Source organism: Algoriphagus resistens, assembly GCF_001442615.1.
Classification (GTDB): domain Bacteria; phylum Bacteroidota; class Bacteroidia; order Cytophagales; family Cyclobacteriaceae; genus Algoriphagus; species Algoriphagus resistens.
In genome coordinates, this window is the sequence record NZ_LMXN01000015.1 from 1 (window position 1) to 23,307 (window position 23,307).

A 23,307-nucleotide genomic window follows, 5' to 3' on the forward strand; every position below is an offset into this window, starting at 1 on the left:
TCAAGCGAGGGGAAATTAGTTTTGCGGGAAATAAGAACTTAAAAATATATGGAACCTTAAAGTGCAAGTCAGGTAAGCGTATGCTCAGAAAGAACAGGGCTTTCTTTGAATCAGAGAACGAAGCCCTTAAAAAGGGGTTTCGACCCTGTGGTCATTGTATGAAGACAGCCTATAGGGCTTGGATGACACGGACAAAAAACTGACCATGTGGCAAAATGTGTATCAACTACTTAGCAATACCGTCCCTTGACTACCATTCAGGCTTCATTGCTCATCATATAAAAATGCGGAAATCTGCGGAAACCTGCAACCTTCTCAGGGAGGATGTGCGGAAAACAATTAACAAAAAAAGGCCGGTCACTTTTCAGCAACCGACCTACATTGCACCCTATGCTAAAGAATCACAATGTTTTACCTTCTGCCTGCGTATAGACTAACTCAGGGACGCCTACAGTTTTTGCGCCAATACGTACGAAGATTTCACTTCGTCCGGAAAGTCCGTTTGGGATAGGCACCTCTACCGTGACAGGAGATCCCAGTTCGATTTGATCCGCAGGAATATCGAACACGCCTTCATTTCGCACTGCATCGGTAAGGCTGGTTCTCCCCATATAGACCGCTGCAAATTCCAGATTACGGTTTGTATTGATCCCATCTATAGTGAAAGTCACAGATAAATTATTTCCGTTCACACTCACACTGGAATTACTCACTACATAATAAGGCTGCACTTCCACGTCTATCATCTGAGATCCTCTCACCTGTACATCTATTGAATCAGTCCTGTCCATCCAAGGGCCATTACCCCTGATCAGAGTCATTTTATAGTCCCCGTCGAAAAGCACTGCCGAGAATGTCCCGTCCTGGGCCACATACACGGGAATCTTTTGGAAAAGGTCATAACCATGTTGCCATAGCTCCAGCTCCACTCCCTGGCTTCTCAGGCCCAGAGCTTCGCCATTATACACCACCCTACCTGAAAGTGTGGATTTTGGTTCTTCGAAATTATCAAGTGCGCAACTGGAGGCCAATAGGCCAATCAGCAGGATTAGATAAATATTTATGGGTTTCATTTTCATGTGTTTATAATTTATCTTTTATAGGACATATGGAATCTCGCATGGTTACTAATCATTTGACTGTGTGTTGCTTGTATCATGCTCGATTTCATAGCTTCCCCTTTAGTGGAATGGGTTTCTTACAATTTTCGGATTGGCATCAAGGACATCCTGATGGATCAAAGAATAATAATTCCCCATCTGGAAGAATCTCGGTGCGCGGAACCTAGGAGCTACAGAACGCACAAATACAAACTTCCCATCCCGAGGATCTCCAGGTCTTACTACCCGGTATGGGTAAAGGCTGTAAATCATGCTTTCCGGATTGTTTGGGTTACCGGACCATTTCTCATGGGCAATTCTCCATCTTTTGTAATCCCAGACTACATGATCCTCAAAAGCCAGCTCTACTCTCCGCTCGCGCATGATATCTTCCATGGTCAAGCTACTGAGACTATTTGCTCCAAAGCCCGCTCTTTCCCTAAGGGCATTGATATAATCTACAGCATCAGCTTCTCCCAATTCAAAAGCAGCTTCAGCGGCATTCAGATAGATTTCTCCCAATCTGAATCTCACCCACCATACTTCACTCCTGATACCCCTGGTGCTAGAGCCAACAGCATTGTCCACATATTTTCGAAGATAGAATCCAGTATTAGATACTTCCTGGATAGAGCGGTGTGGTCCGCCCGGTGCTACCAGTATTCCCCCGTCTGTGTATTCAGTGGCAAGACCGTCTGATTCAATCTGATCATAACTGCTCCCGTTCCAGACCATAACTCCAGCTTGCATAAATATCTCCTGTCCTCTAAACGATGCTCCTGGATAGATCACTGTACCGTACATTCGGGCATCTTTATTCTCAAAAATATCATCTACCTCATCGTAATAAATGTAGTCTGAACCATCAGGAGTGCGGGTCTTAAGTTCTCCTGAGCTTCCATCTAAGTATTGGAAATCCTCAACAAGATTAAGACCTGGGGTAATCGCTGAAGAACTCAAATTGTCCTCACGCACAGGCCTTGCTATATTGTCATAGGTAAAGCCATGGCGCTTATCAGCCGCAAGGAGGAAATCCTGCGCCCAAATCACTTCCGAATTTCCATTTTTGGTAATAATTGCTTCGTAGAAATTCTCCCCCAGATCAGGATTAGACTTATACAGGCCGTACCCTCCTTCCTGTAGTATAGTTCTAGAGGCTTGCAGGGACTTGGTATAATACTCATTTGCTCTGGACGGATCGATTCCCACCTCGCCTCCTGGCAATTGGATCGGTGCGCCCATGGCAGCATTGTATTTGGCCAAAGACCCTGCATAGAGAGCCGCTCTACTTACCACTGCCAAAGCCGTAAAGCGATTAGCACGGGTGTTGCTGCCTTCATTTCCTAAAGTAGTCACGATTTCCTCCATCTCAGAGATTACAAAATCATACACCTCGGCTTCCGTATTTCTAGGATACTGCAGGTAAGACGGATCTCCAGAAAAATCATAGATCAATTCTTCGGTAATAATCGGCACTCCTCCCATCCGCTTCACATGCTCGAAATAAACATAGGCACGAATGAATCTAAGTTCGCTTAAGAACTGTGTCTTTTGATTTTCAGGAAGTTCTGACAGGGTATTTAACTTATCTATGGAAAGATTGATATCACGTATCAACCCATAATCCCACAATTGCCATCTATCAAAATTATAAGTGACAATATTATTAAGCCCATCATTTCCTGAATATCCTGACCACATCGCTTCATCGTAGGCTGCAAAATCGGCCCATCCGCCAGTCAGACTGGTATGGGCCGGAAGCCGGTCGTAATAATTGGAAAGTACTCCGGTGATTAACTTGGTATCATTCCATACCTGATCATCAAGCAGGATATTTGGTGGTTCCAATTCAAGGTAGTCGGAGTTACAGGAGGTTGAAAGCACCGATAACAGTGTCAACCCTAAAATATATTTTTTGAATAATTTCATACTAGTATCATTTATAGGGTGATATTGAAACCAAAAGTAAACAGGCGCTGCTGTGGATATACCAACCCATTGGCAGAACCGATTTCAGGATCTATCCCGAATTCTTTGACATTATCGAATGAAAACAGGTTGGTACCTGATGCATAAACCCTCAATGAGGATATCCCGATTTTATCCAATACGGTAGGCTGCAATCTGTATCCAAGTTCCAGATTTCGCAATCTTATGTATTTTACGTTCGTCAGCCAGAAGGTATTGTGGCGATAAAGGTGATCAGCTCCAGCCCTCCTGATAGCAGGATAGGTTCCCGGAATCCAATCGCTGTCTGTATTGTAAAGATCTTCCCTGTGCCATCTGTCTTCAAACATAAAATCAGGGGATGTACCGTTGTTCTGGAATGGGTATCTCAGCTCCCAGTTTCTGGTGAAGGTCTGCATGGATGCTCCGGCAAAGCTGAAGTAAAGATCAAATCCCTTATAATTTGCAGAGCCATTAAAGCCGAAGCTCATGTATGGAGTAGCTCCTTCTGCATATCCTATTGGCCTTTCGTCCATAGCATTGATTAGGCCATCTCCATTCACATCCTTATAGATGAAATCACCTGGAAGCAGGTTTCTGTTGCCCTGCCCATCTATATTAACCGGGTAGTTATCGATTTGCTCCTGACTTTCAAATCTTCCGTCTACCTGATAACCCCAGTTGATATTGGCCCACCTGTCTTCCTGGTCATTTCTGTATTCATTCCAGGAATTACCAAATCTAGGTTTATACCTTTCGATGATTTTCAGTCTGGAAATGGTTCCATTAGCACTTAGCGTAAAGTTCACATCCCCAGCCATTCCCGCATAGGTAATTATACCTTCAATCCCTCTATGAGCATCTGATTCCAGATTTTCTGCAGGTAAATCATAGCCTACCTCCTCGGGTAGCAACACATCATATCTGCCGGCAGGAAGTCCTGTCCTTCTTCTTTCAAAAATATCAGCTTGTAAAAACAACTTATTGTTAAAGAAGTATGAATCCACACCAAAGTTGATGTTCGTGTTGACAATCCAGGAAAGATTAGTAACCGGAATCCCTCTTGGATCTACACCTGGCACAAAGTTCCCATTCAATATGGCACTACCGCCTGCTGTAGGAATGAAATTATATCCTGAGTAATAGCTGAATGGATCAACAAGAAAGTTGTTGTTTCCAATAAATCTATCACTTCCGGTTTGTCCCCAAGAACCTCTCAGCTTCAGTCCACTAAGGATTTTTCCTTTTACGCCTTCCATAAAACTCTCCTCAGAGACCTGCCACCCGGCAGAAACTCCCGGAAAAAATCCGTACCTATTCTCCTTATCAAACAGGAATGATCCGTCGTATCTACCAAATACCTCCAATAGATATTTCTCTTTATAGTTGTAATTAATCTTCGCCAAATAACCTTCCCTTGCTTCCTGATAAATTTCATCAACCAACACATCCTGATCTGCAAAAGACATAATCGGAATGTAATTATTAGGCGGTACCGTATGTACTATGGTGTAGTGAGAATTATTACTCCATCGCTCAAAGGCACCTATGGCAGAGAAAAAGTGGTCTCCCCAGTTTTTTCCATAGTTAATCTGGAACTGAGTCACCTCATCGATAGTATTACGCTTTCTTCTTTCTCTCCATGGGTTTTGGTTTCCCCATTCAGGACGGGTTTCATATTCCCCAGTATCCTCATTGTAGATATACCCATCATAAGTATATTCAAATCCATCAAAATCAAAGTTGGTGAAGTTGTAGGAATAGGTTCCTTTCATTGAAAGCCCGAAGTCAAATTCATACTGAGCAAAGAAGTTAGCCTTGATAGCTCTATGAACTTCATTCACATACCCGGTAATCTCTTTTGTATAGGTTGCAGGGTTTACATTGATATTATGTACATCCCCGTTTACATAATTCGGATTATCATTGGCATAGGGCCGCTCGGTTGGCCACATAGTGAAAATACTAAGAAAGGGATTGAAGTAATCATCCAAACCAGGCACTCCTACTTGCTCTCTGTTTTCCAATCGGCCACTGAGTTGAGTCCCTACCGTAAAGCCATCTGCCAATTTCATTTCAATATTCGACTGGAAGTTGGTCCGCTGGAAAAGATAATCATCAATCAAGGCATCCTGATTTAAGTGAGACAGAGAGAAGAAGTAATTGGTATTCTGAGAACCTCCTACTGCACTGGCATTGATGGAAGCCTGAGGTACATTTGGCTTCATGATAAAGTCATAATAGTCAAAGCTCTGAAAACCTTTTTCGGTACCCTGCTCCCATCGATCTAGGTCCTCCCGGCTAATAGTTGGTGCGCCTCCTAGGTTAACCTCCGATTCTGCATTGGCACGTACATGCTGAAAAGCGTTAGCAGGCTGAGGATAGCGGGTAAAATTCTGTAATCCATAATAGCCGGATAAGCTGATTTCAGGCTTTTGGTTGGTTTTGCCTTTTTTTGTAGTCACCAAAACAACCCCATTTGAAGCTCTCATTCCATAGATAGCAGCTGATCCATCTTTAAGGATACTGATGCTCTCTATATCAGATTGTCCCAGATTGTTGAACTGACCTGCATCAGAGGGTATCCCATCAATTACAAATAAAGGAGTACCCATATTTCTAATCTGCAGAGTTGTTGTTCCTCCTGGACGCGCATCAGTTTGTCTGGCAGTTACCCCTTGCATTTTGCCAACCAGGGCTCCTGAAGTAGTTACTGCAGGGGTTCTGATCAGATCATCCGACTTTATCTCACCTACAGCCCCGGTAATAGTTCCCCTTTTCTGCACACCATAGCCCACTACAAGCACCTCATCCAGATTGGAAAGATTTTCAGTTAGGGTAATGTTGATATTAGTCTGGTTGCCTACTTCAATTTCCTGGCTATTGAATCCTATGAAGGAAAATACCAAAACACTTTCTGGACCCGGTACTGACAGCGAGTACCTTCCATCCAAATCCGTCGCAACTCCGGTTGCCGAACCTTTGACCATCACAGTAACCCCGGGGAGGGGTAAACCTTGAGAATCCAACACAATGCCGGTCACCTCTACTTCCCTCTTTTCTATACTCCTGGACACATATTTATCAGTATATGCTAAAGAGTTAGATACAAAAGAAAAGTTCAAGGAAAACACCATGCAGACTATAAAGGCATTCTTTTGTAAAGAATTACATTTCATGTTTTATTATGGGTTTGATTGAAAATTTATATTATATACACACAATAGTATTCCACCCTACATAAATTATATAGGTACCATATAGACAATAGCATTTCAGGGCACCTATTTTAGACTAATAGATCCCAGGCTATTCAAAAGCTGTAAAATTTTACATCACATTGTATGTCAGAAGATTATTTGCACAATCCTATCTGATACATTCCTGCTTGTATGATATTTCAGCAAGGTGACTTATCTCGGACGAGATGTAAGAGGTCTTTGTAATTCATTGGCTCATCGGGTTTTGTTAATTTAATTCTATAGCACACAATACAACAAGTGTAATACAGATTTGCCATTTCAATATTTCTATACAGATGACAATCATCCCGAAAGAATCCACACATATATCCGCGGGTAATCCCACCTTATTGTGCAAACTTTTGGTAATAGAATTTATATTAAAACAGCAACACTATAAAATTCATCCTTTAGCATTGTAAAAACAAACTGTATTAAATCGAAAAAATACTGTTTCTTGACAAAAATGTCTTTTTCTAGGTATTTTTAAGGGAACTGTCTAGCTATTCCCTTACAAAAACCGAGCATTCAGAATCAAAAACTTAACCACTAATTTCACAAATGATTTCCAATGCAAAAAGTTGCGCACATTAAAAAACTAAGGTTCAATCACCCTATTTAGTGAGACTAAAGCCTGTAAAAAACATCATTACGGGCTTTAGTTCTCAACTACTTGCCTTGGTTAAAACTTGTATGTCACCCCAACATTCAACGCAGAAACACCATAACCCAGCTCGGCAAACACACCAAAATTCTCGCTGAAGAAGTAGCGCCCACCAACAAAGGCTGTCAAGCCAAGACCGCTTCCATAGTTATTTGAAACAGGCGTTCCGCCTCCTTCGTAAGAATAACTAGCAATATTATAGGCGAGCATCAAACCTCCATAAACATCCAATTCCGGAATTGATGAGAACCCATTATAATGATAAGCTCCTCTCACCCCTATTACTACATAGTTCCACTTAGAAGTATTGCCAGAACCATTATACTTGTACCCGGTATTTCCGACATAGCCACCCAAACTGATCACCCCGGGGCCACCTACATCCCAAAAACCATGATCTACTGCAATACTGACGGCAGGTCGGGCATTGCCAAGACCGCCCAGATTAGTCCCTACTCCTATACCCAGATTGGCTATGGTAGTCCCTTCTTGAAAAGGCTGCTGTGCATGGGCAAGTGTCGCTGCAAAAACAGCAAGAATTACAAAAATTGTCTTTTTCATAGTGTTAATTAATTAGTTGTGTTGATTTCATATTGTATTATTAGGTGTAGATTTCATATTGACTCAAACTTTTGCTATCCCTATTGCAGACAGGATTTCTATCTGTGCTACAATTTCAAAATTGAAAATTGGGTAGCGGTAAATTTACAGCTTGCTTCAGCTGGATTTGGCTTTAAAGCATTAGTGTTAATGCCTTTATGTTCGAAATACCGGATACCAAACCTTCCATTACTCCATTCTCGTTCGTGGTGATTGGTCAGTTTTGTTTGTATCAACCCCACGGATGCAGGCGATTCAGGGTCCCCAAAGTTCTTTGGCTTCAACAGGGTCGCGTGTTTGGGGAAGACACGCAGTTATGTGTGAATAGTGTGGCTGAGAAAAAGCCAAATCCCAGCAATAAAACACTCTTAATGCTTGCTTCAATGTGCTATTATTATCAGTAGTTATTCAGTAGTTATAAGGAGCCGAGAATTGTCCTTCAGTAACTTCTATGAATCCATCTCCCCCGGAACGTTTCAACCTACCACTGAAAGTTCCTTTGACACCCCATCTGTCGATGCTTATGATGTTTAAAGTAAAATAAGTCTCGCTTCCCCTACCTCCGATATAACATTCAGTACCCACATGGGTATTCCCATCAAAAAGTTGGATGCAATATTGTCCGTCGAGTTCGGGATGCAATCCCTCTCCCACGTGATACGTTCCTGCAGTTACATTTTCTTCGGAAACAAGCGATATTCCAAATGAAGGAGATAAAAGATCATCAGTTTCATGTCCGGCTACTGTAACGAAATGCACTATTTCCTCTTGAGGTGGCTGGTTGGCATTTGTTCCAGAATTGAATTGATGCAATTCACCGTTTAATTTACATGCTAAGAATGCCTCAGCAGAGGGGTCATTATCGTCATCTTTTGAGCATCCTATAACTAATACTACCAGTAGAATGGTTGGCAAAAAGAAGAATAGTCTTTTCATTTTCAAATCTAATTTTGATTAAATATCCTCTATCTGTCACCTCTCCGCATTTATTCTTAATTCAAAAGATTGGCTTTTCGCCTGCTTTTTTCCAAAAGAAGGAAAAGTTCAAACAGGTTAAAGGAGAGGCTATTTTCTCATCAATATTCTACTAAAAAGTATATTGCTTGGTAAAATCGTTTCCATCGGCAAGTGTTTTCTCTTCATCAATCTCTATCTGTCCATTTTTCTCTATTTTGAGTATGAAAGAAAGGTCATTGTTGAAATTTAACAGCTGAACTCCAACAAGCAATTGGTCAAGAGGCTTGATAGATTCTATCGTATAGGTAAGAGTACTCTCAACAAAATCTGCACGGGCGAGACTTACCACCGTTTCCCCTGTCATCTCCTGCCCGTTTATCTTCCAAAGTGTATTCCCCGCAGAACCGTCAAGATTGACACCCGTAAGGGTAAGTGAAATGAAATCCGTCTCTTCAACATCGGAAATAGTCATCGTCACCTTATAGGTATTACGGTTTGCAGATGGGCTATCATCATCACGGCTACATCCGGCTAGTGCCACTCCCAGCACCAGCATAAAAATAAAAACTGTTCGTTTCAACATACATCTTTGCATATTCTTAAAGGCTTTATTTAACGGGGTAAAGTTACCGGCCTCACAAAAGGAGGACAATACCGATTATTAGGGGTTTTGGATATCCTACTTTTAGGGTATTATTGAGTGTAGGTGTTAAAGCAGTTTCTCCTTTAATAGCAGTGTGACGAGCTCGGTTGTATTTTTTACCCCAAATTTTTGCAAGAGGTTCTTTCGGTAGGTATCCACCGTAAAGCGGCTCAAAAACAATTCTTCGGCAATAATTGCCGTAGTCTTACCCTCCGCCAAAAGCTTCATTAGTTGCCTTTCCCTTTTGGTCAGTGATGGAAACTGCCGATCTGTGGAAGAAAAAACAATCTTTCTCACTTCCATACCCATAACAACTTCACCTCTCAAAGCCACCTCAATACTGTTCAGGATATCTTCCGCGGGAGCGCTTTTCAGCAAAAAACCAGATGCACCATTCTGTAGCAAATGAACAACTGTACTACGTTCGGCCTTATTACTCAATCCTATGACAACCGTGCCCGGTTTTATCATCTTGACTTTCTTACAAAAATCCACCCCACTACCATCCGGTAATTCTATATCAAGTAGAACTATATCCGGATTATGTCCTGCCAAGAAAGCAAGGAGTGCTGCTCCGGTAGCAAATGAATGAACTTCTTCAATATTCGGTTCACTTGTAAACAACGACCTTAAACCCTCTATGACAATGGGGTGATCATCCACTATGGCTAGCGTAAGTTTCTTTTCAGACACACAATTTGAGGTTTACGGTAGTCCCTTGTTCGAAGGAAGTATCAATTTCCATTTGGCCCTGCATATAATCCACCCGTTTGCGAATATTGGGCAGACCGAGGCCTGCAGATTTTGTCCCTACCAGGTCGAAGCCCTTCCCGTTGTCCTCCACGGTAATCAAAAAGATATCTCCATTTTGCAGACACTGCACAAGAATTTTAGTTGCCTGACTATGCTTGACCGCATTGGAAAGAAGCTCCTGGACAATACGGTAGATGTTAACCTGCATTTCGACAGGCATGTTGTTTCCAATGCCGTTGGCCTGAAATTCGATCTCCATTCCCTGCAAGGCTAGAGAAATACACAGATCTTTGATAGCCACTTCCAGTCCCAGCCTAACTAGCGTTTCGGGCATCATATTGCTGGATATGCGCCGAAGTTCATCGATAGAATTTCCCAACTGTAAAATAGCCTCATCTACCACAGGAATACTTTGCACTTCGGGCCGACTTGAGAGCTTGATCTTGATTCCCGAAAGTGCCCCACTAAGCCCATCGTGCAAATCCCGGGCTATACGTTGCCTTTCCTTTTCCTCGCCTGATAGCATTGCCCGGGCCAACTTTAGCTTTTGCTGATGTTCAATATCCCTAAGCTGCTGCTGATGATTGAGTTCCTTTTGTTCAGCCATTTTTTTGCTGTTCTGTAAAAAATAAAATAAAAACGCCACCGCTATCAACAGCGAGATACAGCCAATAGCCCATAATAAGCTATTGAGCCTTGCTGTTTTAACTTCGTATTCTCCAGCCTGTTTTTCTGACTCAAGTAGGAGTATTTCGTTCTCTTTTTGCGAGATTTCATATTTCTTTTCCAATTCGATAAGGTCTGCCTCATATTTTGCTTCATAGAGGCTGTCCTTGAAAACGGTATATTTTTCAGACCAGTTATAAGCTTCTTTGAAATTCTCAATTTGGGCATAAGCGTCTGCCATTTTTTTCATATAAATTCTTTTATCCAGAGGCAAAAGAATGGGGCTTTGAAGCAAAGCCTGCATAAGTTCAATAGCACGGGGATATTCCTGTAATTTGAGCAAGGCTTCGAACTTGCCGTATTTCATCCTGTTTACATAATAATTTTCCGAATTGCCCCCTCCCATTGCAATCCCTTTATCAAAACTGTCCAATGCCTTCCCGTATTGGCCAAGGCGGTCGTAATATGCCCCTTCGGCGTGGTAGTAAAACAAATAAAGATTGGATCCAGGATAGGGTTCAAGCATTTTTTGTGCTTTGTCAAGATGGAGTTTTGCCAAGTCGAGCTTTCTGAGGTGAACATTATTCTCAGCAATTATAATGGTAGTTTCTACAATCGCTTCCGGTTTATTAGGGTATTCTTCCTGAGAAGACTCCTCAAAAAACATTAATGCACGATCAAGGTATTCGGCGGCTTTAATTCTTTCATTTGCATTTAAGAATATGATCCCGACAAATTTATTGGCATTGCCAATAAGGAATTGATCTCCTGATTTTTGCGCCAAAGGAAGTGCATGGTTCAGATAGGCGTCCAGTCCCATTTTCTCATCCCCTTTCATTTGTTCCAAGGTACCCAATACCAACCAGCTGTTGCCCCTGATTTTGTAAGCTTCCGGAAGGTCAAATTGTCGGAGCAACGAATCCCCTCTCCGCAATTGGGCTTCAATACTAGCCATATCAGAGCCACCAACCATGGAGAAAGCGGAGTAAAAGTGTCCGGCGGCTTCCAAAAACCCGTTATCCTTTGAGAGCGCAAGTCCTTGATCCAAGTAAAATTTCATTTTTTCCGTATCCCTTTCCCTTTTGTAGATATAGGATAGCTTCAGGGCTGTATAAGCTTTGAGACTATCTGAGGAAGCTGTAGAAAATTGCTTTTCTACACGCTTTACATAGGTACTGTCATTGCCTAACTTGATGAGGAGTTGGGCTTTCGCAGGAAAAAACACAATCAGACAAAACAATAGAATACTATATTTTCTCATAAAAAAGGTGCTAGCTGACTTCAAATATAAGCAATCCAACTATTTCCAACTATGGAGGAAAATAATCAACTAAGGACGCATGCATAGTAAAAACAAAACTTAATCGCCCAACTATCCAAGACAATACCATCAGCATGGGGATTTCTGCATGGTTTTCTGCCTACAAAATCCTTTCTTCATCTTTTGCTGTTTTGGTCCCAAGAAACCCGATTAAATTCTCCTTATCGGTTGCCACCCCCTTTTCGGCCTTTTTTCCTACCTTTGCATTCCGCTAGCGCGGACTAAGCTTTCCTTTAGAAATCAAACAAATCCATTGCCCGATGGCTACAAAAAAAATTCAATCTGCCCTTATCTCTGTCTACTATAAAGACAATCTCGAACCTATCATCGCCCTTCTGAAAAAGCACGGCGTTAAGATCTATTCTACCGGGGGAACCCAGAAGTTTATTGAGGAGCAAGGAGCTGAGGTGATTCCTGTGGAAGAGTTGACCAGCTATCCTTCTATCTTTGGAGGTAGGGTAAAAACGCTCCACCCAAAGATCTTTGGGGGAATACTATACAGAAGGGACAACGACAGTGATTTGACCCAAGCAGGAGAATACGATATCCCAGCGATTGATTTGGTTATAGTGGATTTGTACCCATTTGAAGAAACTGTGGCTTCCGGAGCTCCTGAAGCTGATATCATTGAGAAAATCGACATCGGCGGAATTTCTCTTATCAGAGCTGCTGCCAAGAACTTCAAGGACGTGACCATCATTGCTTCCAAAGATCAGTATACTGAATTGGAAGGAAGGCTTACTGCTCAAGAAGGAGCTACTACCCTTGCGGACCGTCGTTATTTTGCAGCCCAGGCTTTCCAGGTGTCTTCCAATTACGACACCCATATTTTTAACTACTTCAACAGAGAAGAAAACATTCCGGCGTTGAAAGTCTCAGAAACTAAAGCCAAAGCGCTTCGCTACGGAGAAAACCCTCATCAAAATGCCCATTTCTACGGAGACATGGAAGCTCTTTTCGATCAGTTGAACGGAAAAGAACTTTCGTACAACAACCTGGTAGATGTGGATGCCGCAGTGAATCTGATTGCTGAATTTAAAGGGGAAACCGCTTTTGCAATCTTAAAACATACCAATGCCTGTGGAGTCGCCTTGGCGCCTACAGTAAAAGAAGCGTATCAGAAAGCTTTCGATGCTGATACTACTTCTGCTTTCGGTGGTGTATTGGTAACCAACCAAACAGTGGACAAAGATGCAGCTGAGCAAATGCATTCTTTATTCTTCGAAGTATTGATCGCTCCTGACTTTACCGAAGAAGCATTGGAAGTCTTAAAGGGAAAGAAAAACAGGATTCTTCTTAAGCAAAAAATGGATCTTCCTGGCACCAAAATGATAAAGACTTTGCTCAACGGTGTGATCGAGCAGGACAAAGATTTGGCTACCGAGACAAAAGCTGATTTCACCGTAGCCACTAAAAAATCTCCTACGGAAGCCGAAAAAGACGCATTGGTATTCGCTGCAAAAATCTGTAAACACACCAAGTCCAATACCATCATCCTTTCTAACGAGAACCAGCTGTTTTCCAGCGGTGTAGGTCAGACTTCCCGTGTGGATGCCTTGATTCAGGCAATCGAGAAAGCAAAAGCATTTGGCTTTGACTTGAAGGGAGCTGTAATGGCATCAGATGCATTCTTCCCCTTCCCAGACTGTGTAGAGATCGCCCACAAGGCAGGAATCACAGCAGTAGTACAGCCGGGAGGATCTATCAAAGATCAGTTGAGTGTGGATTATTGCGACGAAAACGGCATCGCTATGGTGATGACGGGTGTGAGACACTTTAAGCATTAAAAAAGTAGCAAGTAGCTAGACATAAGTATCAAGATTCAGGACCTTCGGAATTTAAGTTTTCGAAGGTCTTTTTTATGATAATCAGCTATTCAGGCTGTGAATTTCACTTTTTGCTTACCATCAATATTTCCAAAGTTTGAACTTTGATAAAGTCTACTTAGCCATTATATCCTTTTACTTTCCTGGTTTGACCTGTTTATCTGTAGTCTCACTTAAAATGTGCTTAAATTCCTGTTTAATAAAAATCAGGGATTTTTGAATATTCGCCGACTATTACATGTTGAATATTTGTTAATTCCCTAATTTTATTAACCTGATTTCAAATCTCTTAACCTATGAAAAACACACTTAAATCCTTTTTCGCTTTAGGGAATATTTTATCAATGATGAGTTGTGAGATTGTGCCTGATGAGGAAGATTTTTCAGAATTCCAGGTTGAACCACTCTATACTTTTAATCAGCTTTTACTGAAGGCAGTGCCTTCAGAGAATAAACCAAATCGGGTCACTGTCTATCAATTGGATAGCTTTATAAATCATAAGGACATCTATTACGATTCTCAGGGAAATGAATTATTCAATGTTTACTTCAATGAATCCCTGGATACTACCGGTATAGCTCTCTATGTCTATTCAGATAATTTGCTCCTTGAAAAAAATGCCTATACCAAAGGCGTAACAGGGTACAAATTGACCACTACTTTAAAATACCTCTATAATCCAGATAGAAGCTTGCATCAGATTACAAGAGAAGGAATAAACCACATGCTATATAATTACAATGATGAAGGTCTCGTCAGCGAGATCGTTTTAGGGCCAAATGTAAATGATGCGGAGGTCTATTACTTTTTCTACGATGAAAATGGCCGAATAACGCGTCAAATCTGGGGCGTCTCAGATCAACAAGAATCCCCGATTAGAGATTGGCACTATATCTACGACGCTAGTGGTAAACTCATTTCCAAATCAATTCCTGTATTCAGTATTGATAATTTAAAGCCCATGTTTGTCTATTCTTATGATGATCAAGATAGAATGATAGAAGAATTAGCGCTTTATCCAGAATATGGTTTTTCGCCTTACTTTAAAACAACATATAGCTACAGCCAGCAGAATTGACCTGTATATCACCTAAATTTAATTCTCTTTCATTTCCCCACACGAATCCCCTATTTTGCAGCCTGAATCAAAATCGGATCTATTCCGTACTTGGTACTTTGTACTTAGTACTTCATACATTCTATGAAATCGCATAATCTCAAATTATACAATACCCTTTCCCGCCAGAAAGAGGAGTTTCAACCCATAAATCCACCTTTCGTAGGCATGTATGTCTGTGGACCTACTGTCTATGGAGATGCTCATCTTGGCCATGCACGACCAGCTATTACATTTGATACTGTCAATCGCTACCTAACCCATCTGGGCTTTAAGGTTCGCTATGTACGGAATATCACCGATGTAGGACACTTGCAGGGGGACGCAGATGAAGGAGAGGATAAAATCGCAAAAAAAGCCAAGTTAGAACAGCTGGAGCCAATGGAAGTTGCACAGCAATATACTGACAGCTATCATAGGGATATGGCACTTTTAAACACTTGGAAACCTAGCATAGAACCCCGTGCAACAGGCCATATTCCAGAGCAGATTGCCTTGGTAGAAGCCATTTTGAAGGAAGGGCTAGCGTATGAAATCAACGGTTCTGTCTATTTCGATGTAATGAAATACAACGAAACAAGCCAATATGGCAAACTCTCGGGTCGTGATTTGGAAAACCTAATGAGTGGAAGCCGTACTTTGGATGGGCAGGATGAAAAAAGAAATCCGGTTGATTTTGCGTTGTGGAAGAATGCTTCAGCGGAACATCTGATGAAGTGGGATTCCCCTTGGGGAGTAGGTTTTCCGGGATGGCACCTTGAGTGTACTGCCATGAGTTCCAAATACCTGGGCAAGCAATTTGACATACATGGAGGGGGAATGGATCTGCTTTTCCCTCATCACGAATGTGAAATTGCCCAGGGAAACGCGTGCAACCATCAGGATCCCGCCAAGTACTGGATGCACAACAACATGATCACCATCAATGGACAGAAGATGGGTAAGTCTCTGGGCAATTTTATAAACCTGCAGGAGCTTTTCACCGGAGACCATAAGCTATTGGCCAGGGCCTACAGCCCAATGACCATCCGGTATTTTATCCTCACTGCACATTACCGATCTACACTGGATTTCTCCAACGAAGCACTACTGGCAGCCCAGAAAGGCTATAAAAAACTGATCAATGGGCTGAGAATTTCCAAATTGCTGAAGTTCGAGGCAGACGACATTCCGCAGGATGAAGAACAGATCAAGCAAGTAGAACAAATCATTTCTAATACTTACCGTGCCATGGATGATGACTTCAACACTGCACAGGCTATTGGTCATTTATTCAACTTGCTGAAGAAAATCAACTCCATGTACTCCGGTCAATTAAAATCTTCCGTTTTTGGTGAGGCTATTTTCAATAGATTGATCGAGACATACAGCACCTTTGTCTCTGATATTCTGGGATTGATCGAGGAAAAGTCAGATACTCAAAATGAAATGTTAAACTTACTGTTGGAGTTGTATTCCGACGCAAAAACTGCGCGGGACTACACCAAAGTGGATGAAATCAGAGCAGGACTCAAAGCGATGGGGTTTGTGGTAAAAGACATGAAAGATAAAATTGACTGGGCATATGAAGAATAGAATGTGGCTTATTGCCCTGCTGATGTTAGTTTGGGCATGTGGGGGTTCGGAAAAATCGACCGAATCACGGCTAGAACAAAAACCTGCAAAACCTTACCCGGCCTTCAACCCGGATTCAGCTTATGCTTTTGTGCAAAAGCAAGTGGATTTTGGACCCCGGGTACCGGAAACTAAGGCGCATGAAGCCACAAAAAACTGGCTACTATCAAAATTTGAAGGCTATGGCTTCGGGGTAGAAACACAGGATTTCGAAGCGAAAACATATGATGGGCTCACTTGGAACCTAAGCAATATCATTGCTTCTTATAATCCGCAAGCGACCAAAAGAATACTGCTGGCAGCTCACTGGGATACCCGGAGAATCGCCGATAAAGACACTGAAAGGATCGATGAACCTATCGACGGGGCCAATGACGGTGGTAGCGGAGTAGGTGTTTTATTGGAAATCGCACGGGTAATTGGCTCTCAGGAACTGAAGCCGGATGTGGGCATAGATATCATACTGTTTGACGGAGAGGATGATGGAGAGCCCGAGGGTACTAAAACCAGGAACAATGAGCAGGATTTCTGGTGGTGCCTGGGCTCACAGCATTGGTCCAAAAACAAACATAAGCCTAATTATTCGGCCTATTACGGGATTTTGGTGGATATGGTCGGTGCCAAAGGGGCTAGATTCTATAGAGAAGGGTATTCCAGGCATTATGCCTCAGGGATTCTCAAAAAAGTCTGGGACAATGCTGCTCAAATTGGCCAGGGGGACTTTTTCATCTACAAAGATTCTCCCCAAATTACCGATGACCATGTATTTGTCAATGAATTTGGAAAGATCCCCATGATTGACATCATTGAGTTTTCCCCGGATTTTGGCTTTGCCCAATATCATCACAAGCACAGTGACAATATGGAAATCATAGACCGTAGAACCTTACAAGCTGTAGGAGAAACTGTCTTATTTACTGTGTACCAAGAGTAAAAAGCTTATCTTTCAGCCTTAGAATCGTCCAATTTGGAGGATTTGAAATGATAGTTAAATGATTTTACCCCATGAAAAAAGGTCATCAGGTCACGATGAAAGAAATCGCCAAGAAGTTAGGCGTATCTGTATCGACTATATCCAGGGCACTTAAAGATTCCCCAGAGCTTCATCCTGACACTAAAAAGCGAATAGTGGATATGGCAAAGGAGATGAATTATCAGCCCAATCTCTTGGCCCAAAGTCTTAGAATAAGCCGTACAAATACACTTGGAGTAATCGTTCCCGAGATTACTTCCCACTTTTTTGCTTCCTGTATTTCAGGAATTCAGGATCATGCAAACAAACGAGGCTATAATGTGATGATTTGTCAATCGAATGAAACACTAGAGCTCGAGAAAGCCAACATAAGAACCCTCGTTGCCTCCCAAGTGGACGGACTGCTTATCTCTTTGAGTCGTGAGACAAACCAGTACGACCACTTATTTGATCTCTACAACAGAGAAATTCCTTTCTTGCTTTTTGACAGAGTAAATGAAGATATACCAGTGTCGCGGGTTACCTTTAATGACGAAGGCGGAGCCTATCAGGTCACCAAACATTTATTGGAAACCGGCTGTACACGTGTCATGTATGTCTCTGGTCCCGAAGACCTCTACATTAGTAAAAAACGTAAAGAAGGTTATCTCCATGCCCTTAACGAGTATGGCATAACACCAGACCCCGACTTGGTAAAAATAAGTGATCTTACCGAAGCTGGAAACATCAAAATTGCCCGGGAAATAGCTGCAATGAAAGATCGTCCTGACGGTGTTTTCTGTATGATTGACCCGGTAGCATTGGACTTATTAGCAGTTTGGAAACCTATGGGAATCAAAATCCCAGCGGAGATGGCCCTTGCCGGCTTTACCAACAATCCCACTTCCGCAGTGGTAGAACCTCCACTTACGACGGTAGCTCAGCCTGGATACGAAATGGGCAAACTAGCGGTAACCCATTTGCTCGACCAACTGGAAGGGCAGGCTTCCGACGATCCTATCTCGATAGTTCTAGAAACCACCTTACTTCCCCGCCAATCAACAAAAGCCCTCAATAAAGTAGATGAAAGATAAAATCTCACAAACCTTCAAAAGACTTTTTAACAGTGAACCTATTATCGCGTTCGCGCCCGGTAGAATTAACCTTATTGGTGAGCACACGGACTATCAGGAAGGACTGGTTTTTCCTGCCGCGGTAGAACAGGGCATCTGCGTTGCGATTCAAAAAAACAACGGTCCTTCCTGTAGGCTCTATTCAGAGGATTTTCAAGAAGAGTTCGTTTTTGACATCAGCTCATTTTCTCCAAAAAAAGGACACTGGGCAAACTATATAATGGGAGTGGTTTCACAGTTTCAACAAGCCGGCTATAACCTCGAAGGTTTTGACCTTGTTTTTGGTGGAAATATACCTGCTTCTGGGTTATCCTCTTCTGCCGCACTTTCGGTGGCCATAGGGACAGCATTGACAGAATTGTTCAGGTTTACCATCACAAAAAAATCAATCGTTCTGTATGCACAAAAGGCGGAGCATCTGTTTGCCGGTGTGAAATGCGGGATTATGGACCCCTATGCATCTGCTTTTGGAGTAAAAGACCGTGCTTTATTGCTGGATTGCCGAACCAATACGCATTTTGAGGTTGAAGTCGATTTTGGTGATCACTCGCTGGTTCTTATTAATTCCAAAGTAAAACACAACCTTGCCGATTCGGCTTATAATAAGAGAAGAGAGGCATGCGAAGCCAGTGTGAAAATTCTTCAAGCTACTTATCCTGAAGCCACTACACTCAGGGATATCCCCATAAAAGACATCGAAAAAGTCGGGCAAATCTTACCTGAAAACCTTTTTGCCAAAGCCAAGCACGTCATCACCGAAATAGACAGGGTAAATTTGGCTTCAAATGCACTTCATGCAGGCGACCTAACTGTTTTCGGGAATTTACTGAAAGAATCTCATCGTAGCCTGAGTAAAGACTTTGAAGTGAGTTGTCCTGAGCTTGATTTTCTAGCGGAGAAATCCTGGACTTTGCCTGGAGTCATTGGCTCCCGAATGATGGGAGGTGGCTTTGGCGGCTGCACAATCAATTTAGTGTCCAAGGCCCAATTGGAGAATTTTGAAACAGCGATGTACACTGCCTATTTGCAAAAATTTCAAATAACAGCTGATTTTATTCCTGTTGCTCTTTCTGAAGGAGCCAGAATTTTAGAATGACCATCCAATTTTATAGTCTATTGTTTCAAAATGACAATTAATGTAATTTTTATCAAAAAATTCCCCAATTTGTGGCTGAAACTCTGAATTGAGTTTAATTACCTATTTTCCCAAAAATTTGAAAACCTATGAATTTCCCAAAAAACCTGAGAAGCCTACTGCTGCTTGGACTGATTGCAAGTATGGGTTTCTGGAGCTGTAAGTCCCGCTCTGGAAAACCTAAGGTGCTTGTATTCAGCAAAACGGCAGGATTTTATCACGAATCCATTCCGCAAGGAATAGAAGCAATAAAAAAACTAGGAGCAGAAAACGACTTTGAAGTGGATACTACCACGCAAAGTACAAGTTTCAATGAGAAGAACCTGTCTCAATATGCTGCAGTCATTTTCCTAAGTACTACAGGAGACGTTCTCGATCATGTACAAGAAGCCGAATTTGAGCGTTACATTCAAGCCGGAGGCGGGTTTGTAGGGATTCATGCAGCGGCAGATACTGAATATCAATGGGGCTGGTACAATAGATTGGTAGGTGGGTATTTCGTTGATCACCCAGGTATCAACGATCCCCATCCTAATGTACAGGCAGGAAAAGTAACTGTGGTAGACACTAACAATAGCGCTACATCCTTTCTTCCATCTCCATGGGAGAGAACAGACGAATGGTATTCTTATCAAAAGATGAACCCGGAGGTAAACATTTTACTGACTTTGGATGAGGATTCGTATAAAGGCGGTTTTGACATGGGCGAGCATCCAATCGCCTGGTACCATGATTATGATGGAGGCCGTGCCTTCTATACAGGCGGTGGCCATACCAACGAGTCGTTTTCGGAAGAACTTTATTTAAAGCACTTATTGGCCGGAATTGACTATGCAATTGGAGGGAATAAAGAACTGGACTATACTAAGGTAAAAAGTAAAAAAGTGCCTGAGGAAAATAGGTTTGCAAAGACAATGTTGGCTTCGGGTGATTTCACAGAACCTACTGAATTGACGGTACTTCCAAATCTCGATGTGCTGATCTCGCAAAGAAGAGGTGAGATTCTATACTACAACAGCGAGACAAAAGAGATCTCTGAGGTAGCTAAACTGGATGTATATTGGAAAACACCTGTAAAAGGAGTAAATGCAGAAGAAGGTGTTCTGGGTTTGCAAAAAGATCCAAATTATGAACAGAATAATTGGGTCTATGTGTATTACTCCCCTACTGAAAAAGAAGTAAACCGTCTCTCTAGATTCAAATTCAAGGAGGGAGTCTGGGATATGAATTCGGAGCAAATCATCCTTGAACTCTATTCCCAAAGAGACATATGCTGTCACACTGGGGGATCAATTGCATTCGGTGCAGACGGATATCTATTTTTATCTACGGGTGACAACTCCACTCCTTTTAACCAGCCTAATACTCCTTTTATAAACAGTGGCTATGCACCGCTTGACGCTAGAGACGGAAACAAACAATTTGACGCTAGAAGAAGCTCAGGAAACGCAAATGACCTACGGGGGAAAATCATAAGAATCAAAGTAAACGAAGACGGCAGGTATGAAATCCCTGAAGGAAATCTCTATGCCCCGGGAACAGAAGGCACGAAGCCGGAAATCTACGTACAAGGTCTTAGAAACCCATACAGAATCTCCGTTGATCAAAAGACAGGATTCTTGTATTGGGGTGAAGTAGGCCCAGATGCCAACGGCGATAGCACGGAAACACGCGGGCCCCGAGGTTACGATGAGATCAACCAGGCAAGAAAAGCAGGTCACTTTGGCTGGCCTTATGTGATTGCAAATAACTTACCTTATAGGGAATATGATTACGCTAACGGATCTTCGGGGGAGCTATTTGATATCAATGGCCCGAAAAACACTTCTCCAAATAATACCGGGATAGAACAATTGCCTCCTACTCAGCCCGCATTCATCTGGTACCCCTATGGAGAATCTGCCGAGTTTCCTTCTTTGGGTACTGGAGGAAGAAATGCAATGGTCGGCCCTGTTTATTATTCAGACATGTATTCAGGAGACAGCAAACTTCCTGAGTACTTCGATGGGAAATTAATCATCTACGATTGGGTGAGAGGTTGGATCAAAATCGTTACCATGACCGAATCCGGTGATTACGACAAAATGGATCCATTTATGCCGAACACTAAGTTCAACGCGCTAATAGACATGGAAATGGGCCCTGATGGACATATTTATGGATTGGAATATGGAAATGGTTGGTTCGCTAAAAATGCAGATTCCGGACTTTTCCGAATAGATTACAATGGAGGAAATAGAGCTCCTGTGATAGCAAATATTTCAGTGGATAAGACATCTGGTGCAAATCCTTTGACAGCCACTTTCACAGCAAAAGCTTCAGACCCGGAGGGAGATCCTATGACTTATACCTGGGATCTTGGAAATGGGGAAACCAAAACCACAGAAGAGCCAGCCTTAACACATACATTTAATGCAATAGGTGAATATGCTGTAAACGTCACAGCTGCTGATCCAGCAGGACTGAAAGGGGAAGGAATTCCCGTGTCGGTTTATTCCGGTAATATTGCTCCGGAGGTTAGCATTGCTATAGAAGGAAATAAAGCTTTCTATTTTCCTGGCATGCAAGTAGCTTATGAAGTCACTGTAACCGATAAAGATCATCCAGATGCTGCAAATGATGTGGAAAACCTGTATGTAAGTGCTGATTACCTGGAAGGTTTCGACCAGGCTGAAGCTAATCAAGGGCATAAAATAATGACAGATGCCATGGTAGGTAAATCGCTGGTTGCTTCTTTGACCTGTAAAACGTGCCATAAGGAGGCTGAAGCTTCTATTGGGCCAGATTACATCAGTGTAGCCAAGAAGTATAGTGAAAGTGATATCACTTATCTAAAAAACAAAATCAGAAATGGTGGTGGTGGAGTTTGGGGAGAAACAGTCATGCCTGCAAATCCTGACCTGCCGGAATCTGAATTGAATGCATTGATCAGTTACATCCTGTCTCTTGATCAAGTGACCCAAGAAACCTTGCCTGCCGCCGGTTCGGTAAATGCAACTATGGGTAAAACTGCTACACCAACAGGTGTTCTGGTGATCAGTGCTTCTTATACCGACAAGGGTGGAGAAAGCATCAAACCTCTGACAGGTTCTTCCTCCTATATACTTTCAAGCAATACCGTTGATCTTGGTACAGCTAGCGAGCTTTCCGGCGGATTCAGCAAAATGAACTACAATGGCCAAAATCTGCTTACGGTGCCTGCTGATCCAGCTTCATTTGCTATCACAAAAGTAGATTTAACTGGTATAGCTTCAGTTACCTTAAACACTGCGGCTATGGCCAAGCTGACAGATGGTTTTGTGTTTGAGCTAAGATTGGACAGTCCTGAAGGGCAAGTCGTAGGAAGTAAGGAATATATCCAGAGCCCTATGAATACGCCTGCTGGAGCACCTGCATTCGAGGCAGTGACCATTCCTGTGACTACCCAGGCAGATGGCAAGATTCATAAATTGTATATCACTACCAAAACAATCAAAGGCGGTGAGGCAGGGACGTTTATCCTTGCTGGATTGACCTTTAACGCCAAGTAAAAGCCAAAAAGCATAGTAAAACAGAAAGCCATCCCGGCAACCTGGGATGGCTTTCTTCATTCTAATCTACAGCTGGATTTTTCCACTAGTTATAAGGAAAATAAAA

16 protein-coding genes are annotated in these 23,307 nt (G+C 42.3%); 8 read left to right on the forward strand and 8 right to left on the reverse strand.

What is annotated here, in order from left to right:
* A partial coding sequence (locus AS141_RS21250) for an Ada metal-binding domain-containing protein (RefSeq protein WP_057939725.1) occupies window positions 1-203 on the forward strand: 203 nt, incomplete at its 5' end.
* A gap of 198 nt (window positions 204-401) precedes the next feature.
* Here the strand turns inward: AS141_RS21250 and AS141_RS21255 are convergent.
* The 8 genes from AS141_RS21255 to AS141_RS21290 form a co-directional block, all read right to left on the reverse strand.
* On the reverse strand, window positions 402-1,073 hold the full coding sequence (locus AS141_RS21255; RefSeq protein ID WP_232424979.1) for a DUF3823 domain-containing protein: 672 nt from the start codon (window positions 1,071-1,073) through the stop codon (window positions 402-404).
* Window positions 1,074-1,181: 108 nt separating this feature from the next.
* Complete coding sequence (locus AS141_RS21260; protein ID WP_057939727.1) at window positions 1,182-3,029, reverse strand: RagB/SusD family nutrient uptake outer membrane protein; 1,848 nt, start codon at window positions 3,027-3,029, stop codon at window positions 1,182-1,184.
* Window positions 3,030-3,040: 11 nt separating this feature from the next.
* Window positions 3,041-6,226 carry a SusC/RagA family TonB-linked outer membrane protein gene (locus AS141_RS21265; protein ID WP_057939728.1) on the reverse strand — a complete coding sequence of 1,062 codons (3,186 nt, stop codon included), beginning with the start codon at window positions 6,224-6,226 and terminating at the stop codon, window positions 3,041-3,043.
* 745 nt (window positions 6,227-6,971) lie between these two features.
* On the reverse strand, window positions 6,972-7,514 hold the full coding sequence (locus AS141_RS21270) for a hypothetical protein (RefSeq protein WP_057939729.1): 543 nt from the start codon (window positions 7,512-7,514) through the stop codon (window positions 6,972-6,974).
* Between the two features lie 447 nt (window positions 7,515-7,961).
* Window positions 7,962-8,489 carry a hypothetical protein gene (locus AS141_RS21275; RefSeq protein ID WP_057939730.1) on the reverse strand — a complete coding sequence of 176 codons (528 nt, stop codon included), beginning with the start codon at window positions 8,487-8,489 and terminating at the stop codon, window positions 7,962-7,964.
* A 151-nt stretch (window positions 8,490-8,640) separates the two neighbouring features.
* A complete protein-coding gene (locus tag AS141_RS21280; protein WP_057939731.1) occupies window positions 8,641-9,093 on the reverse strand; it encodes a hypothetical protein in 453 nt (150 codons plus the stop codon).
* Window positions 9,094-9,219: 126 nt separating this feature from the next.
* Window positions 9,220-9,846 carry a response regulator transcription factor gene (locus AS141_RS21285; protein ID WP_057939732.1) on the reverse strand — a complete coding sequence of 209 codons (627 nt, stop codon included), beginning with the start codon at window positions 9,844-9,846 and terminating at the stop codon, window positions 9,220-9,222.
* On the reverse strand, window positions 9,839-11,833 hold the full coding sequence (locus AS141_RS21290) for a sensor histidine kinase (RefSeq protein WP_057939733.1): 1,995 nt from the start codon (window positions 11,831-11,833) through the stop codon (window positions 9,839-9,841). Before AS141_RS21290 ends, AS141_RS21285 begins: the two co-directional genes overlap by 8 nt.
* 320 nt (window positions 11,834-12,153) lie before the next feature.
* Between AS141_RS21290 and purH the strand changes: the two genes are divergently transcribed.
* From purH to AS141_RS21325, 7 genes are all read left to right on the forward strand, one after another.
* On the forward strand, window positions 12,154-13,680 hold the full coding sequence (purH, locus tag AS141_RS21295) for a bifunctional phosphoribosylaminoimidazolecarboxamide formyltransferase/IMP cyclohydrolase (RefSeq protein ID WP_057939734.1): 1,527 nt from the start codon (window positions 12,154-12,156) through the stop codon (window positions 13,678-13,680).
* Between the two features lie 335 nt (window positions 13,681-14,015).
* The gene (locus AS141_RS21300; RefSeq protein WP_057939735.1) at window positions 14,016-14,798 is read left to right on the forward strand and encodes a hypothetical protein; all 783 of its coding nucleotides are present in this window, start codon (window positions 14,016-14,018) and stop codon (window positions 14,796-14,798) included.
* 123 nt (window positions 14,799-14,921) lie between these two features.
* Window positions 14,922-16,412: a cysteine--tRNA ligase gene (gene cysS / locus AS141_RS21305; RefSeq protein WP_057939736.1), complete on the forward strand. Its 1,491-nt coding sequence runs from the start codon at window positions 14,922-14,924 to the stop codon at window positions 16,410-16,412.
* Entirely contained in the window at window positions 16,402-17,385 is a 984-nt protein-coding gene (locus AS141_RS21310; protein ID WP_057939737.1) for a M28 family peptidase, read from the forward strand. The genes cysS and AS141_RS21310 overlap by 11 nt, the downstream gene beginning before the upstream one ends.
* Window positions 17,386-17,456: 71 nt before the next feature.
* Window positions 17,457-18,497, forward strand: a complete 1,041-nt coding sequence (locus AS141_RS21315; protein ID WP_057939738.1) for a LacI family DNA-binding transcriptional regulator — start codon at window positions 17,457-17,459, stop codon at window positions 18,495-18,497.
* Entirely contained in the window at window positions 18,487-19,632 is a 1,146-nt protein-coding gene (gene galK, locus AS141_RS21320; RefSeq protein ID WP_057939739.1) for a galactokinase, read from the forward strand. The genes AS141_RS21315 and galK overlap by 11 nt, the downstream gene beginning before the upstream one ends.
* 128 nt (window positions 19,633-19,760) lie before the next feature.
* Window positions 19,761-23,201, forward strand: a complete 3,441-nt coding sequence (locus AS141_RS21325) for a ThuA domain-containing protein (RefSeq protein WP_057939740.1) — start codon at window positions 19,761-19,763, stop codon at window positions 23,199-23,201.
* The last annotated feature ends 106 nt before the right edge of the window (window positions 23,202-23,307 follow it).